This is a genomic window from Streptomyces sp. NPDC050535 (assembly GCF_044457665.1).
Classification (GTDB): domain Bacteria; phylum Actinomycetota; class Actinomycetes; order Streptomycetales; family Streptomycetaceae; genus Streptomyces.
This window is the reverse complement of sequence record NZ_JBITHE010000025.1, coordinates 49,590-65,858: the sequence shown is the minus strand read 5'-3', so window position 1 is coordinate 65,858 and position 16,269 is coordinate 49,590. Positions and strand designations below refer to the sequence as shown.

Genomic DNA, 16,269 nt, shown 5'->3' with positions numbered 1-16,269 from the left:
CCAAGCCGGTCTCCGACGTCCCCGAGCCCGTCTCCGGCCGGTCCTCCATGTCCGGAGACCGTCTCCGGGGCTTTCGGGCCGGGGTGCGGCCGGCGCCCCGGCGGGTAGCGGCGCGAAGGCCCTGTTTCCTGGGTGCCATGCGGTCGCCAAGGCCATCCCAAGACGGCTTCCCTAGGGTCCCCGACGTAATTGATGATCTTGGTGCGGTCGGTCGTGAGACGACGTCGGTGCCGGAGAGTACTGAGGCGGCACGATGTCGGCGGAAGCGGTAGACGAAGGTCGGCGGGGACTGTGGCTCACCGTGCTGGGCCCGGTCGGTGCCTGGCGTGACGGAGCCCCTCTGGAACTGGGTCCCCCGCAGCAGCGCGCACTGCTGGCCCTGCTGCTCGCCCGACCCGGGCAGCCGATGGAGGTCGAGCAGATCGTCGACGCGCTGTGGGCCGACGAACCACCGGCCAGTGCACGGACGTTGGTCTATCGCTACATCGGTCTGCTGCGCAGGATCCTGGAACCGGATCTCGGCCCCCGTGAGTCTGGACGCCGACTGTTGCGCGGCGCCGGCGGCTACCGCGTCGACGCGGACCCCCGCACGCTCGATGTGCTGCGCTTTCGACAACTGGTCGGCGAGGCCCGGCTCGCTCGCGACGGCGGGTCTCCGCAGGACAGTGCACAGACGTACGTGGCGGCGCTGGCCCTGTGGCAGGGCCGCGTCGCCGACGGCGTCCACCCCCTCGTACGAATCCATCCGATACTCACCGCGCTGGACCGTGAGCGGCACGGCGTGGTCAAGGAGGCGGCCGATGTCGCCCTGCGCTGCGGGCGAGGCGGTGAACTGCTCGCGGCACTGCGCCGGTGTGCCGTCGAACGCCCGCTGGACGAGCCGCTGCACGCTCGGCTGCTGGGGGCCCTGATGTCGACCGGTCGTGCTCAGGAGGCGCTACGCGCGTACGGTGCCGTCCGGGCGCGGCTGGCGGACGAACTCGGCATCGGTCCGGGGCCCGAGCTGCGGACCGCCGCGCGGCAGATCCTGGGCACACCCGTCGTTCCGGCGCTCGCCGGAAACGGTCGGCGCGAGGACCCGGTCACCGCGGACCGGACGGGATCGTCCGCGGGGAGTTTCCTGGTCCCCGCCCAACTCCCGCCGGACCTCCCGGTGTTCGTCGGGAGGCAGCGGGAAACCGCCCTGATGCCCAGCGCGGACGACCTCCGCGACCAGCCCGCGGTCGTCGCTCTCAACGGACCGCCCGGCGTGGGCAAGTCAGCCTTCGCCCGCCGCTGGTCCCGGCGTGCCCGCTCCGGCTTTCCCGACGGGCAGCTCTACGCCGATCTGCGCGGCTCCGCGCACCACGGGCCGCCCGCCGAGCCCACCGCGGTACTCGGGAACTTCCTCCGGTCCTTGGGGATTCCGGCAGCCGAGGGACCCGACGTCGATCGGTCCCGGCGCTACCGGGAGGCACTCGCGGGACGCCGCGTCCTGGTGGTCCTGGACGACGCCCGGGACGCCGCGCAGGTGGCGGATCTGCTGCCCGCCACTCCTGGCTGCCTGGCCGTCATCACCAGTCGCGGCCCGCTGCCGGAACTGGCGAGCAGCGCACAGCACACCAGCTTCCTGACTCTGGAACCCTTCTCCGCCGACGAGGCCCGCGACTGCGTGGCGGCCCGTATCGGCCAGGACAGGGTCACCGGCGACGAGGACGCCGTCGCGGCGATCACGACGCTGACCGGTGGACTGCCCCTCGCCGTGGCCGCCGTGGCCGCCCGGCTGGCCGGCCGGCCGGCGTTCTCGCTGAGCGCTCTCGCCGCCGACCTTCGGGAGTGCAAGCTGAACCTGAACGCCCTCCCCGAACTCCGGTCGGCCTTCGACGCTTCCTACCGGATGCTGTCGCCCGATGCCGCACGACTGTTCCGGCTCCTGGGCCTGCACCCGGGTGAGACGGCCTCAGCGCCCCTCGCCGCGAGCATGGCAGGCGTGCCGTTGGAACGGGTTCGCCCCCTCCTCGGGGAACTCGTACGCGTCGGGCTCGTCACCGAACGACTGGAGGACCGGTACGAGTGGGTGCGGCCGGCACGGGTGTACGCACGGGAACGTGGGCGCGCAGCGGAGCGCGACGCCGGGAACACCGGCCCGCACGGCTTGGGGGCCAACTCGCCAGAGGCGTGCGACACCACGGCATCCACGGCACGTACGGCATCCCCGGTACCCGCCGCGCTCGGCCAGACCTCCGGCTCCGCCGCCCGGCAGGACATGCACCGACTGCTCGATCACGTCCTGCACACCGCCCACGGCGCGATACGGGTGCTGTCCCCGAACAGCACCGCCCTCACCCTGCCGGCTCCGGCTTCCGGTGTGGCCGCGGGCAGGCACGAGGGCGTGCCGCAGGCACTGGCCTGGATCGGTGCGGAGCGCGCGACGCTCGCCCGGATGGTGCGGACGGCCGCCCAGGACGGGTTCGACCGGCACGCCTGGCAGCTCGCCTGGGCCCTCGAACGCCTACTGGAACAGTGGGAGTTGCCCCATGACGACTTCGGGTGCCGACGAGCGGCACTGGACTCCGCCCTGCGGCTCGATGACCCGGTCGCCCTCGCCCACTCGCATCGCGCGCTCGGCCGTTCGGAGGGGCGCCTGCACCGGCCGCACGAAGCGCACGGTCATCTCCGCCGCGCGCTCGACCTGTTCGACGAGGTGAACGACCCGGCAGGGCTGGCGCGAACACACGGGGAACTCGGTCGGCTTCACGAGCGACAGGGGCACCACGTCCATGCCCTGCACCACCGGCAGGAGGCCTTGGAACGGTACCGGGAGGCCGGTGACCGGGTGGGCCAGTCCGGCGCGCTGCGGGAACTCGGACGGACGCACGACCTGCTGGGCCGGCCCCGCCAGGCGCTTGCCCGCACACGCCAGGCCCACGAACCACTGCGGGGCCTGGCCGAACCCCACGCCCAGGCGGCGGTCTGGTGTGCCCTCGCCCGCTGCCACGACAGACTGGGCAACCACCGCCGCTCGCTGGCCGAGTACCAGCGCGCTCTTGAGCTGTACCGGGCCGCCGGCGACCCGCACCTGGAAGCCCGCGTCCTCGTCCGGCTCGGGGACGCACACCGGGACGCCGGGGACGCGGCGGCAGCCCGTAACGCCTGGCAGCGGGCGCTGGCCGTGCGGGACGGCATGCATCACGCGGTGGCAGGCGTGAGCCTGTCCGCCGACCCGATCAGGGACCGACTGCGCACCCTCGCCGCCCCCACCCGCGGTTCGTCGGCGTCGAGGGCGGATCCGCGGCCCGCGCTGCGCGTACTGCCCGGGACACGGGCATGAGACAGCTGCCGGACGACCGCGGCCGGCTCTTCCACACGATCGACGGCGAGGGACCCTCGACCGTGCTTCTCGTCCACGGCGAGGCCGGCGATTCCGACGACTGGGCACCGCAACTGGAGGCCTTCGGCGCCGGGCACCGTCTGATCGCTCCCGACCTGCCCGGTCACGGCCGTTCCCCGGCCGCTCGGCACGGGCACACGCCACGGGACCTCGCCGACGACCTCGCCGGGCTCCTCGCGGCCCTCGACACCCGCCCCGTGATCGCCGTGGGACATGCGGCAGGCGCCGTGATCACCTCGGTGCTCGCCGTCGAACGGCCGGACCTGGTACGGGCGTTGGTGGCGGTCAACCCCCGCTACGGCCTGCACCCGCGGCACGCCGCGGCGATGGCGGCGGCGGTCCGGGTGCCCGATCCCGCCGCGGCGGTGGCCCGGTCCCTGGCGGCGGAGGAGGACGCGGCGGACGGGCACCCGCGCTGGCTGCCCGCCTGGCGCCGACGCCGGGCGCTCACCACGGACGGTGACGTCCTCGTACGCATGCTCACCGCCCTCTATCACCCGTCGACCGGGCCCGCGGTGCGGCCCGCCGCCGACGCCTACCTGTCCCGCCGGACCTGTCCCGTTCTGACCGTCTGCTCACGCCGCTGGGCCGAAGCCAGGAACGCCGGCCCCGACTGGGACCGGTCGGTCGGCCCGCATCCCGCCGGCGACTCGGTCCTCTGGGACGGCGTGGGCCACTGGCCGCACCAGGAACGGTTCGACGACTTCAACGCGCTCGTCCTCGACTGGGCAGACCGGCTGCCCGCCGCCGGAGCCGGCGCGCGGGGGCCGGCACCGCTGTGACACCCGATACCGCTGTGAGACCGCACCGCGGGGGCGGGCGCGGACCCCTCGGCCCGTCAACCGGACGAGCCGTTCGTCCGGCTCGACCGAGGTCAGTTTCCAGTCACTCGGCCGCCCTAGGCTTGCCCGGTCGGGCGGCCCCGGTGTCGCTCCAGGGCGCACGCTCCGGTACGTCCGGGAGCGGATGCGACGGCCCGACGACCTTGCACACGACCACCGCCGCACATCGCCCGAGATGTGCGAGCGCGACCGATCACACGCGATCCAGGAGGGTGGACATGACGCGCAGGGAAACACCCGGCCCCGGGTCCGCAACCTCGTCCACGTCCGCGGGGGCCACAGGGGCCACCGCCGCCTTGGCGGAGGAGGAGAGCCGGGAGCTGCCCGAGAACGGCGACGTCTCGGTATCCGGGGACACCGGCGAGGGAACGTTCGCCGGACCGGCCAGTCTCCGGCGGGCCCGCGCCTTCGCCCTGCTCATCCCGTCCGCCGAGCCGGAACCGGTTCAGGTCCCGGCCGCCACGGGCGAGAACGGCACCCCGGACGCCGAGGGCAGCGACGTCCGGGCCGGTACCGGCCGGAGCGAACACGCGAGCACGAGCACGCGTGCTGAGGAAGGGGAGGGTACGGCCACGGCAACAGCAGCCGGCCATCCCCCCGACGACGACGGCACCGACCCCACCGCCCGAACCGTCTCCAAACAGACCGTCATCGGAGCCTCCCTGCTCGCCCTGCTGGTCGCCGGAACCTCCTTCCTGCTTCTCGGCCGAGGTGACGAACGAACACCACAGGGGCAGCGGTCGGCCGAGGGGGAGTACACCCAGGACGGAGAGCGCACCGGGGCCGTGCCCGGCGCGGCCCCGTCCGGGACCGCCGCGGCACGGCCCCGGAGCAGCACGGCGGCCACGTCCGTACGCGGTGACAAGGCCGACGGGAAGGGAAAGAGCGCCGCTGACGCCACCCCGTCCGGCCGCGGGACGGCGAAGGGTTCGTCCTCGACCGGGGCGGACAAGTCCGGGGCGGGCGCGAAGACCGCCAAACCGGCCACATCCACCGCCGTCGGTTCCTCGGGGACCGTCACCGAGAGCGGGTCCGGGACCACCACACTGGCGGTGACGTCCCTGGTCGGTTCCGAGTCCGGCCGCTGTATCGACGTCACGGACGGCACGGCCTCGGCCGGTACCCCGCTCCAGATCTGGGACTGCACCGGCGCCGACTGGCAGCAGTGGACCCTCCGTTCGGACAGTACGGTACGCGCCCTCGGCCTGTGCATGAGCGTCGCCGGGGCGTCGGTGGACGACGGTGCCGCCATCCAGCTCGCGAAGTGCACCGGTGGCGCGGCGCAGCGCTTCAGCCTCAACTCCGCCGGGGACCTGGTGAACGCGAAGGCGGACAAGTGTGTCGACGTCCGTGACCGGGCGACCGGCAACGGTGCCCGGCTGCAACTCTGGTCGTGCGAGGGGGCCGAGAACCAGAAGTGGTACGAGGGGTAGCGGGTACGGTCCGGCGGGAGACCGAACGCATGAGTGACGACCTGCCCGCCCTGCGCTTCTCGGTGCTGGGCCCGGTGCGCGGCTGGCTGGCGGGCACCGAACTCGACCTCGGGCCGCCGCAGCAACGGGCCACGCTGGCCGTACTCCTGGTGCGCGCGAAGCGTCCCGTGCCGGTCGGGGACATCGTGGACGTGCTCTGGGGTCAGGACGCGCCGCCGAGCGCCGCCAACGTGATCCACCGACACGTCGGCATGCTGCGCCGTCTCTTCGAGCCTGGGCTGCCGAACCGCGCCGAGGGACATCGCCTCGTACGGGGCAGCGCGGGATACCGGCTGCGGGTCGGCGTCGACGATGTCGATCTGAGCCGTTTCCGTCACCTGCGGGAGAGAGCCCGCGAGACGGACGGTGCCGGTGGGCCGGAGGAGACGGTGAAACGACTGGCCGAGGCACTGTCGCTGTGGCAGGGTCCGGTCGCCGCCGGGATTCCGCTCACCATACGAAGCCACCGGGTCTTCACCGCGCTGGACCGTGAGTACCTGACCACCGTACGAGAGGCCGCCGAGGCCGCCCTACGACACGGGGTACCGCAACACGTCGTTCCCATACTCGAACGGTGCGCGGCGCGCTACCCGGTCGACGAGCGGGTCCACGCCGATCTGGCTCTCGCGCTGGCCGCCACCGGCCACCAGGCGGAGGCCCTGGACGTGTGCCGGATCGTGGGGACTCGCCTCGCCGAGGAGCTGGGGGTGACGCCGGGACCGGAACTGCGCGCCGCTCACGAGCGTGTGCTCGAAGGAGGCGGACCGGCCCGGGCCGTCGCGCGCCCGCGCGTGGACACATCCGCGACGGCGCCGTCGGGCAGGGGCCTCGCGCGACGCCCCCATGATCGGCAGGAGCAGGAGCAGGAGCAGGAGCAGGAGCAGGAGCAGGAGCAGGAGCAGCTCCGCGGCTCCGAGGAGCGGCTGCCGCCCGCCTCCGCCTCCTTCGTGGGCCGGTCGGCCGAGACGGCGCTGTTGCTGGCCCTCGCCGACGACACACTGTCGAGGCAGCGGGCGTCAGCCGTCGGAGTGCTGTGCGGTCCTGCCGGAATAGGCAAGACGGCGTTGGCGGTGGAGGTCGCCCACCAGCTCCGGGATCGCTTCCCCGACGGCCGGTTCCATGTCGCGCTGCGCGGCTTCGACGCGTCCGGGCCGCCCCTCAGGCCGGTCGAGGGGATGCGTCGCCTGCTGCACGCGTTGGGCGCCTCGAAGCCACAACTCCCCGAGGATGCTGAGGATGTGGACGCCCACACCGGCTTGTACCGCAGCCTGACCGCCGGGCGTCGCATCCTGCTGCTGCTCGACGACGCCCACGACGCCGGACAGGTGCGGCCCCTGCTGCCCGCGGCTGCGGGCAGTCTCACCCTGGTGACCAGCCGACGCCAACTGTCCGGCCTGGTCACCGAGGAGGCGGCCCGCCGCGTCGTCCTGGCACCGCTGGCACCCGCGGAGTCACGGGCGTTCCTGCTCGGCCGGATCCGCTCGGAAGAACTCGGCGTCGGGCCACAGGCGGTCGAAGAGCTCGTCGCTCGTTGCGCCGGGTCGCCAGGAGCGTTGAGCCTCGCGAGCGAGCGGGACCTCGTCTGCTCGGAGGACGTCCTCACCAACCGGCCGGCTCTCCCCTCGGACTGCGCCCCGGAAGCGCTCGACGGCGGCACGGACCGTCTTCCACACCCGCTGGCCACCTCCTACCGGGCGCTCGGTACCGGGGCGGCCCGGCTGTTCCGGCTGCTGGCGCTGCACCGCGGGACCGAGATCGATGCCGAAGTCGCGGCCTCCCTCTGCGGGGTGGAGCCGAGACGAGCCCGCGAACTGCTGGACGAACTCGCCGACCTGCACCTGGTGACCGAAGAGGCCATAGGCCGCTTCACCCTGCCCGCTTCCGAACGCCGTTACGCTGCCACGGTTTTGCGCGAGGAGGAAAGCGCACCAGCACGTGGCGAGGCGGTGCACCGACTGCTCGTGCACATCCTCGCCACCGCGAGGGCCGCCTCCCGGACGCTGGAGCGACCGGAGCCCTCGCCATGGCTCTGCACCGAACCGGCCCTCGACGTCTTCCCCGACGCCGATGCCGCTTGGCGGTGGTACACAAAAGAACGGCGAGGACTCGTCGAAGCCGTCCGCCTGGCCACGCGTGAACCGGCCTTTCCCGCCTGGCGGTTCGTCGAGGCACTGGAACCCATGTGGCGGCGCGCCGGTCACCTGAGTGCGTGGGCCGCGGCGGCCCAGGAAGCGGACGAGGCCGCACGGCGGGCGGGCGACCTGCCCGGAGTGGCCCGCACCCGGCACAGCCTCGGTCGCGTACACGCTCTCCTCGGTCGGCGGGAGGAGGCACTGACCGCTCTGGGGGAGGCGTTGGACCTGTTCACGGCGTCGGGTGACCTGCGCGGTGCGGCTCGGGTACACCGCGACCTGGCGGTCCGGGACGACGAACAGGGACATCACGAAGACTCGCTGCGCCACGCCCGCTCGGCCCGGGAACTGTACGAGAGGGCGGGCGACCGGCGAGGAGAGGCGCACGCGTTGTACGACGTGGGTCGCGCCTACGAGCGCCTCGGCGCCGCCGACGAGGCCATGCGCTGCTTCGACCGGTCGGCCCGGCTCAACAGAGAACTGGACGACCCACTCGGCGAGGCCACCGCCTGGGATGCCCTGGGCGACGCGCACCACCGCCAGGGCTACGACGATCAGGCGCGGGCCTGCTACGAGAGAGCCTCGGCCCTGCTCACCGAACACGATCCTGCCGCAGCGCGATGCATCGACACGAAACTCAGCCTTCTGGGCTGAACCGAGCTGCCCTGAAACGGATGTGACCGGGCTGAACCCACCCACCGACCCCGTCCCACCCCGACCGGACCGACGCCGCCCCGAACGCCACAGCCGCCGCCGACGGTCACTGATCCGAACCCTGGCGTCCCGCGGCCACGAGCCCCGAGAGAGAAGACCAAGCAATGTTCGCCCCCCGGCTCGCCCGGCCCGCCCCCGGGACCCGTCGACTCGCCACGCTCTCCCGCGTCCCGCGGCCCCTGCCCATCGCGCTGTGTGCCGCACTCCTCACGGTCTGCCCTGCCCCGGCCGCGCAGGCAACCGCCCCGTCACCGACAGCGACCACCGGAGCCACCGGATCGGGCGAGACCGTCCGGCTCCCCGTCATACCCGGCACGCTCGCTCCAGACGCCTCCTGCACCAAGGAATCGCCGACGGTCATGGATGCCACCCCCTGGACGCACGAGGTGCTCGGACTGTCCGAGGCGGGGAAGTACGCGCAGGGCGACGGCGTCACGGTGGCGGTCGTCGACACCGGTGTGATGCCGGGTGCGCGGGCCCTCAAAGGGCGCGTCACCGCTGCGGGGGATGCGGGGGAGGACTGCGTGGGCCACGGCAGTTTCGTGGCCGGGCTGATCGCGGGCTCGGCCGTCGACAGCACCGGGGCCGACCTCGGAGGCATGGCGCCCCACGCCCGTATCCTCGCCGTCCGCGGCACGGACGCCTACGGCCGCACCGACGCGGACCGAGTCGCCGCCGGTATCCGCGAGGCGGCGCGGGCCGGGGCTCAGGTGATCGCGGTACCGCTGGCGCTGTCCGAGAAGAGCGGGGCTCTCACCTCGGCCGTACGGTACGCGGCCACGCGCGACTGCCTCGTGGTCGCGGCAGCCGCACCTGACACCGGCTCGGGGGACGACACCGCGACGCCTGCCGCCGGCCCCGGCACCTATTGGCCCGCCGCCGCGGAGGACGTGCTGTCCGTCCTCGACTTCGGCCCGGACGGCACCCGCCCCGAGGGGGCGGCCGAGCCCGCGAGCGCCGACCTTGCGGCACCGGGTGACAAGGTCGTCGGCACCGGCCCGCGCGGGCGAGGAGCGTTCACCGGCAGCGGACCGTCCTTCGCGACCGCCTTCGTCGCCGGGGCCGCCGCCCTCGTACGCTCCCGAGAACCGCGGCTGACCGCTCAGCAGACCGCGCGCAGGCTCACCTCGACCGCCTATCCGGCGGACGCGCCACGCCTGGACGTCTACGCGGCTCTGACCTCCGTACCGCACGGACATACGTCCGCCGCGCCCCTGCCTGCCTCGCCACGGCCGGTGGTGCTGTCCCTGTCGGACGGCACGGGAGCCATGCGCATCGCCGGGTCCGTGGTGGCGAGCAGCCTGGTCCTGCTCCTTGCGGCGGTGGCGGTACGAGGGACGGTCCGAGGACGCAGGCGCCGGGACGAAGCGTCGGTGGAGGACTCAACCGCCGTGCCGTTGCATTGAGCTGCACCACTCCGGCAGGCATCCACAGCCCGTGCGGGTGCGGAGTTCCATGACGCGGGGCGCTGGTCACCTGCGGCGACACCCGTTGGTCCGTGGGAGACGGAACACCCGGGATCAGTCCGTCAGGCCGGACAGCACACGGTCCGGGGTCAGGGGCAGTTCGCGGAACCGGACACCGGTGGCGTGATGTACGGCGTTACCGATGGCCGCGGGCGTACCGACGATGCCGATCTCGCCGATGCCCTTGCTGCCCATCGGGTTGAGATGGGGATCGTCCTCGTCGATCCAGTGGGCCTCGACCGCCGGCACGTCGGCGTGTGCGGGGACGTGGTAGCTGGCCAGGTCCGATTCGGTGAAGTCGCCGAAGGCGGGATCCATGGTGCTGCCCTCCGTCAGGGCCATGCCCAGGCCCATGGTCATGCCGCCGATGAACTGCGAGCGGGCGGTACGGGCGTTCAGGATGCGCCCGGCGGCGTACACACCCAGCAGGCGGCGTACCCGGACCTCGCCCGTGACCGTGTCGACGCCGACCTCGGCGAAGTGGGCGCCGAAGGCGTGCCGCGCGTACGCGCTGTCGGCGTCCGCGGTCCCTTCCGTGTCGGCGGTCGAAGCGAGGCCCTCGGCGGGCAACGGTCCTGTGTGGTCCGCCAGGGAGGTGCGCAGCCGTGTGCACGCCTCGTGAACCGCCCAGCCCCAGGAGGCGGTGCCGGAGGAACCGCCGGCCAGCGGAGCCGAGGGGAGGTCACTGCTCCCGACCTCGGTGCGGACCCGGTCCAGCGGGACGCCCAGGGCGTCGGCGGCGATCTGTGCGAGGACGGTACGGGCTCCGGTGCCGATGTCGGTCGCGTCGACGCGCACGGTGAAGCTTCCGTCCGGCAACGCCTGGACACCGGCGGTGGAGGGCGAGACCAGCACGGGGTAGGTGGCGGCGGCGACCCCTGACCCCACCAGCAGAGGGCCCTCGGAGCGGGATCGTGGACGGGGATCGCGGTGCGACCAGTCGAAGCGCCGGGCGCCCTCGCGCAGGCACTCGACCAGGTGCCGGCTGCTGAACGGTCTGCCGCTGTCCGGTTCGGTCTCCGGCTCGTTGGCGACGCGCAGCTCGACGGGGTCCATGCCGAGAGCGACGGCGAGTTCGTCCATGGCCGATTCGAGGGCGTACATACCCGGTGCCTCGCCGGGCGCGCGCATCCAGGACGGGCTGGGCACGTCCAGCGGTACCACGCGGTGGCTGGTGCGGCTGTGCGGTGCCGCGTACATGACGCGGGCGGCCGTGGCGGCCTGCTCCACGAACTCCTTGATGCGGGAGGTATGGGTGGTGACCTCGTGCCGGAGCGAGGTGAGCCGGCCCTGCTCCGTGGCGCCGAGGCGAAGCCGTTGCAGGGTGGGCGCGCGATGGCCGACGACACCGGGCAGGAAGCGGCGGGGCAGGACCACGGTGACGGGACGGCCGGTCTGCCGCGCCGCCATCGCGGCCAGCACCACGTGGGGTCGCGGTGTCCCCTTCGACCCGAAGCCACCGCCGACGTGTTCGGACACGACGGTGACCTGATCCTCGGCGACTCGGAACAACCCGGCCAGCACGGCGCGTACGGTCGTGGCCCCCTGGCTCGAATCGTGCACGACGAGCCTGCCGTCGTCCGTCCACCGTGCCGTGGCCGCGTGCGGCTCCATGGGGTGGTTGTGGAGGGGAGGCACCCGGTAGTCGGCGTCGACGCGGACCGCGGCGGACGCGAACGCGCCCTCGGGATCGCCGTGTTCCCGCTCCGCCGGAAAGCCGCCGTTGGCCTCCTCGGGGAGATAGCTTCCGGGATGACTCACGGTGAGTGTCACGTCATGGTCCCGCACGGCGTAGTCGACACGGACCGCGGCGGCGCCTGCCCGGGCCGCTTCCAGCGTTTCGGCTACGACCAGGGCGATGGGCCAACCGCGGTGCGGCACACGGGAGTTCTGCAGCACGGCGAGTGTGGGGTCGTCGGGGTCGGCGAGCCGGGGGGCGTCCTCGTGGGTGAGCACGGCGAGGACTCCGGGGAGTCGAAGTGCCGCCGCGGTGTCGATCGCGCGGACCGATCCAGCGGCGATCGTGGCGGCCACGGGCCATCCGTGTGCCCGGCCGGAGGCGGGGTGTTCGGCGGCGTAACGGGCCAGGCCCATGACCTTGTCACGGCCCTCCCGGCGCTCGGCGGGCGCGCCCAGCGCCTTGTCGGTGTCGGTGTCGGCCATGGAGTCCTCCTGGAGATGCCGGGGTCGAGGTCCTGACGGGATCCGGTTCAGGCGGTGGCCGGTGCCAGTCGCGAGAGGACGTCGAGGGCGAGGTTGCGGGCCAGACGCACCTTGTAGGCGTTGTCGCGCAGGGGTTGTGCGGCGGCGAGTTCGAGATCCACGGCGTGCTCGAACGCGGCGGCCGTGGGCGCGGCGCCGAGCAGCGCCTCCTCCGCGATCCGGGCACGCCAGGGTCGTGCGGCCAGCGCGCCGAAGGCGATCCCGGCGTGCCGCACGACGCCGTCCGCCGTCCCCAGCACCACCGCGACGGAGGCGAGGGCGAAGGCGTACGAGGCGCGGTCGCGGGCCTTGCGGTAGAGGGACGGCAGCCCGGCCGGTACGGCCGGGAGAATGATCGCGGTGATCAGTTCGCCGGGGCGGATCTCGGTGTCCCGCTCCGGATGGTCACCGGGCAGCCGGTGGAACTCGGCGGCGGGGAGGACGCGTTCGCCCTCGGGCCCGTACAGCTCGATGTGGGCGTCGAGAGCGGACAGCGCGACGGCCATGTCGGAGGGATGGGTGGCGATGCACTGGGGCGAGTGGCCGAGCACCGCGTGGTCGCGGTGGACGCCGTCGCGGGCTCCGCAGCCGCTGCCCGGCTCACGCTTGTTGCACGGCTTGCCGGTGTCCTGGAAATAGGGGCAGCGGGTGCGCTGGAGAAGGTTGCCGCCGGTGGTGGCGATGTTGCGCAACTGCCCGGAGGCGCCCGCGAGCAGCGCCTGCGAGAGCACCGGATAGCGGTCACGGACCGTCGGGTGGGCCGCGAGGTCACTGTTGCGGACGGTCGCCCCGACCCGCAGCGCACCGTCGGGCAGTTCCTCGACCGTGTCCAGAGGGAGCCGGCTGACGTCGACGAGGGTGGCGGGCCGCTCCACCCCGAGCTTCATCAGGTCCACGAGGTTGGTGCCACCCGCGAGGTACCGCGCACCGGGATGCGACGCGTACGCGTCGGCCGCTTCCTCGACGCTGCCCGCGCGTACGTAGGCGAAGGACTTCATGACATCACGTCCTCGATGGCTTCGACGATGTTCGGGTACGCGCCGCACCGGCAGAGGTTGCCGCTGAGCCGCTCGCGGATCTCGTCGCGGTCCAGCGGTACGGGCCGCCCGGAGGGGGTGGCGGGGTCGGTGACGTGGGAGGGGTGGCCGGCCGCGGCCTCCGAGAGCGCGCCGATGGCGCTGCAGATCTGCCCGGGGGTGCAGTAGCCGCACTGAAAGGCGTCGCGGTCCAGGAAGGCGCGCTGGAGCGGATGAAGGTCGTCGCCGTCCCCGGCGAGTCCTTCGACCGTGGTGATGTCGCTGCCGTCGAGGGAGACGGCGAGCAGCAGACAACCGTTGGCGCGACGGCCGTCGACCAGGACCGTGCAGGCGCCGCACTGACCGTGGTCACAGCCCTTCTTGGATCCGACGAGGTCGAGATCCTCGCGCAGCACGTCCAGAAGCACCGAACGGTGGTCGACGGTGAGCGTGTGCGGCTTGCCGTTCACCCGCAGCGTGAGCACGGAGCTGTGGACGTCGGGTGTTGCGGAGGTGCCGTCAGCGGGGTCGCGATCCATGGAAGGTCTCCCGTACGTAGAGGGCGTTCGGGTCGGCTGGAGTGGATGGGGACAGCGCCCTTCGGGATGCAAGGGGGTACGGGACGAGTGCTACGGCAGGCCGTCGTTCTCGTCCGGGATCAGGTGGACGGCCGCCTCCTCCGCCGAGGCCGCGCCGCCGTCGATGCCCACGTCCTCGGCGAGCATGTCCTTCTCGGCGTCCTCGTGCGCGCCCTCGTCCGGAGCCACGAGCCGGCCCGCACGAGCCGCCCCGACCTCGCCGTCCAGCACTTCTCCGTCCCCCTCGTCCAGGTCGCCCAGGCCGTCGTCCGCGCGGGGCTCCTCCAGCGCCGGATCGCGGCGTTCCTCGGCCAGCCTCTGGTCCAGGCTCTCGCCCTCGCGCTGCTCACGCGCGGTGGTGCCCTGGTGGTCCACCGCGAGCGGACGCTCGGGCGGTGACCAGCCCTCGTCATAGGGGTCGCTCTCCCGGTCACTGAGAGTGTCCTCCGGATCGAGGATGCCCTCGTCCTCCCGGTCTTCGGGGCCTCCGGGCTGGTAGACCTCGTCGCCCATGACATCGTCCTGGTTCTGACTCCCCATGGTGCGCACCTTTCCGCTGGATTCGTGTGTTTGCGTCCACCTGTCCAGGCTGGCCCCGTCCACACCATCCGGCATGCCGGAGACGTGAACGGACACTCTGCGTAACCGGCGCGGCTGCCGCGCCCCTCTGTCAGGATGCGGCGGGCCCGGTGATGGGGCGGCCCGCGGTGTCGTACGGCCAGACGTTGGGGGTGCAGCCGTGCATGCCCTTGATCTGCTGCATCATCGCCGGGGCCGGCTCGCCCGCGCCGGGGCAGGTCACATGGCCGTGGCCGAGGAAGTGGCCGACCTCGTGGTTGATGATCAGCGCCCGGTAGGCGTCCACGTCCTTGGCGTACACCGGAGTCGCCAGCAGCCAGCGCCTGAGATTGACCACGACGTCCTTGCCGACGCTGCAGTTGACCTCGCCGCCGGTGTCCAGCCCGTACCTGCCGCAGATCTCGTCCACGGTTCCGGGTGTGGCGAGCCGTACGACGAAGTCGGGCGTGCCGCTGGAGACGCGCCGGAACGCGGACTCGCCGTCGGCCGTCCAGCCGCGCGGGTCGGCGAGTATGCCCTCCACCTGCCGGGCGACGCCGGAGGCCGACTGCTCGAGACCGTCCTCGACGACGACTTCGTAGCGCAGCAGCCGGCTGCCCTTCCCCACCGTCCCGCTCCCGCCTCCGGCGGTGGTGAACGTGCCGGGACCCGACGCGGGGATGTCGGACGAGGAGGGAGTGCCGGTCCCGCTGGGCTTGATGTCCGCCCTGTCGCTCTCCTCGGTACCGGCCGCCGAGTCGCTCGGCTTCGGGGAGCGGTCCGGTGCCGGCTGCGAGGGCAGTACGGCCGCCGCGCCGGGTCCGGGAGCACCGGGCGGTGTCCAGTTCATCGCCAGGGTGGCGACGGAGGTGAACACGGCGAGCGCGGCCAGGCCGCCCAGCAGGGGCCCTCTCCTCCTGCGGCCGTTCCCGCGGCCGTTCCCGCCGCCGTGCGCGGGGCCTCTGCGGCGACGGTGGGCACGCGAGGTCGAGGGCGTCGCACGTTGGTGGGTCCTGGTCATGGCCGTCAAGGCTGTGTGCGCGATGTGATGGGACCTGGCCCAGTAGATAACGAAACGGTAACGTCCGGTCGTGGTCCGGGCTATGTGATCGTCCCGTAACAGTTCCCCGGCCGGAGGTCGTCCCCGCCTCAAGTCATTTCATCCGTACGGATACTGGGCGCATGCCACGTGTCCTGCTCATCGAAGACGACCGCGCCGTGCGGGAGGGCGTGCTGCTCGCACTGCGCCGTCAGGGACATGACGTCTGCGCCGTCGGGACCGGCGAGGACGGACTCGCCCGGCTGCGGTCGTTCCGCCCGGACGTCGTCGTGCTCGATCTGATGCTGCCCGGCCTGAGCGGGCTCGAGGTCTGCCGCCGGATCCGTACCGAGGACCAGGTGCCGATCATCATGGCGACCGCCCGGGGCGACGACACGGACATCGTGGTCGGGCTCGAGGCCGGCGCCGACGACTACGTCGTGAAGCCGGTGCAGGCGCGCGTACTTGAAGCCCGCATCCGTGCGGTCCTGCGCCGAGTCGGCGCCGCGCCGGCCGTGGGCGGCATACCGAAGATAGAGACCCATGGCGAGGGCGGCGAACTGGCCATCGACCGCTCCGGGCTGACCGTCACCCGGCAGGGCGTGCCGGTCTCCCTCGCCCCCTCCGAACTACGGCTCCTGCTGACGCTCTCGGCGTCGCCCGGCCAGGTGTTCACCCGCCAGCAACTGCTGGAGGCGGTCTGGGAGCACAGCTACCACGGTGACTCACGGCTGGTGGACGCCTGCGTCAAGCGGCTGCGCACCAAGATGGGCGAGCCGGCGGGGCAACCGCGTTACATTCAGACCGTGCGCGGCTTCGGCTACCGGTTCCGGTCCCGGTGAACGGGAGCCGGGCGTACGGAAGTACGGATGAACGGGTG

Annotated in this window: 11 protein-coding genes; 6 read left to right on the top strand and 5 right to left on the bottom strand. The window is 72.9% G+C overall.

Annotated features, from left to right (window positions below):
• The first annotated feature begins 253 nt into the window (after nucleotides 1-253).
• From ACIBLC_RS36050 to ACIBLC_RS36030, 5 genes are all read left to right on the top strand, one after another.
• Nucleotides 254-3,310 carry a BTAD domain-containing putative transcriptional regulator gene (locus ACIBLC_RS36050; protein ID WP_399215640.1) on the top strand — a complete coding sequence of 1,019 codons (3,057 nt, stop codon included), beginning with the start codon at nucleotides 254-256 and terminating at the stop codon, nucleotides 3,308-3,310.
• Nucleotides 3,307-4,152 (top strand): alpha/beta fold hydrolase, encoded by an 846-nt coding sequence (locus ACIBLC_RS36045; protein ID WP_399215639.1) that lies wholly within the window; start codon nucleotides 3,307-3,309, stop codon nucleotides 4,150-4,152. The genes ACIBLC_RS36050 and ACIBLC_RS36045 overlap by 4 nt, the downstream gene beginning before the upstream one ends.
• A 278-nt stretch (nucleotides 4,153-4,430) precedes the next feature.
• Nucleotides 4,431-5,645, top strand: coding sequence for a ricin-type beta-trefoil lectin domain protein (locus tag ACIBLC_RS36040; protein ID WP_399215638.1), 1,215 nt, complete (start codon nucleotides 4,431-4,433; stop codon nucleotides 5,643-5,645).
• A gap of 29 nt (nucleotides 5,646-5,674) precedes the next feature.
• Nucleotides 5,675-8,470 (top strand): BTAD domain-containing putative transcriptional regulator, encoded by a 2,796-nt coding sequence (locus tag ACIBLC_RS36035; RefSeq protein ID WP_399215636.1) that lies wholly within the window; start codon nucleotides 5,675-5,677, stop codon nucleotides 8,468-8,470.
• 164 nt (nucleotides 8,471-8,634) lie between these two features.
• On the top strand, nucleotides 8,635-9,936 hold the full coding sequence (locus tag ACIBLC_RS36030) for a S8 family serine peptidase (protein ID WP_399215635.1): 1,302 nt from the start codon (nucleotides 8,635-8,637) through the stop codon (nucleotides 9,934-9,936).
• Nucleotides 9,937-10,050: 114 nt separating this feature from the next.
• Here ACIBLC_RS36030 and ACIBLC_RS36025 read toward each other — a convergent pair whose 3' ends face one another.
• From ACIBLC_RS36025 to ACIBLC_RS36005, 5 genes are all read right to left on the bottom strand, one after another.
• Entirely contained in the window at nucleotides 10,051-12,159 is a 2,109-nt protein-coding gene (locus ACIBLC_RS36025; RefSeq protein ID WP_399215634.1) for a xanthine dehydrogenase family protein molybdopterin-binding subunit, read from the bottom strand.
• Between the two features lie 47 nt (nucleotides 12,160-12,206).
• Nucleotides 12,207-13,196 carry an FAD binding domain-containing protein gene (locus ACIBLC_RS36020; RefSeq protein ID WP_399215633.1) on the bottom strand — a complete coding sequence of 330 codons (990 nt, stop codon included), beginning with the start codon at nucleotides 13,194-13,196 and terminating at the stop codon, nucleotides 12,207-12,209.
• Entirely contained in the window at nucleotides 13,193-13,753 is a 561-nt protein-coding gene (locus tag ACIBLC_RS36015) for a 2Fe-2S iron-sulfur cluster-binding protein (RefSeq protein WP_399215632.1), read from the bottom strand. The genes ACIBLC_RS36020 and ACIBLC_RS36015 overlap by 4 nt, the downstream gene beginning before the upstream one ends.
• A gap of 90 nt (nucleotides 13,754-13,843) precedes the next feature.
• The gene (locus tag ACIBLC_RS36010; RefSeq protein ID WP_399215631.1) at nucleotides 13,844-14,332 is read right to left on the bottom strand and encodes a DUF5709 domain-containing protein; all 489 of its coding nucleotides are present in this window, start codon (nucleotides 14,330-14,332) and stop codon (nucleotides 13,844-13,846) included.
• A gap of 130 nt (nucleotides 14,333-14,462) precedes the next feature.
• On the bottom strand, nucleotides 14,463-15,371 hold the full coding sequence (locus tag ACIBLC_RS36005) for a DUF3152 domain-containing protein (protein ID WP_399215630.1): 909 nt from the start codon (nucleotides 15,369-15,371) through the stop codon (nucleotides 14,463-14,465).
• Nucleotides 15,372-15,532: 161 nt separating this feature from the next.
• Between ACIBLC_RS36005 and ACIBLC_RS36000 the strand changes: the two genes are divergently transcribed.
• Nucleotides 15,533-16,231 carry a response regulator gene (locus ACIBLC_RS36000; RefSeq protein WP_399215629.1) on the top strand — a complete coding sequence of 233 codons (699 nt, stop codon included), beginning with the start codon at nucleotides 15,533-15,535 and terminating at the stop codon, nucleotides 16,229-16,231.
• Nucleotides 16,232-16,269 lie beyond the last annotated feature (38 nt).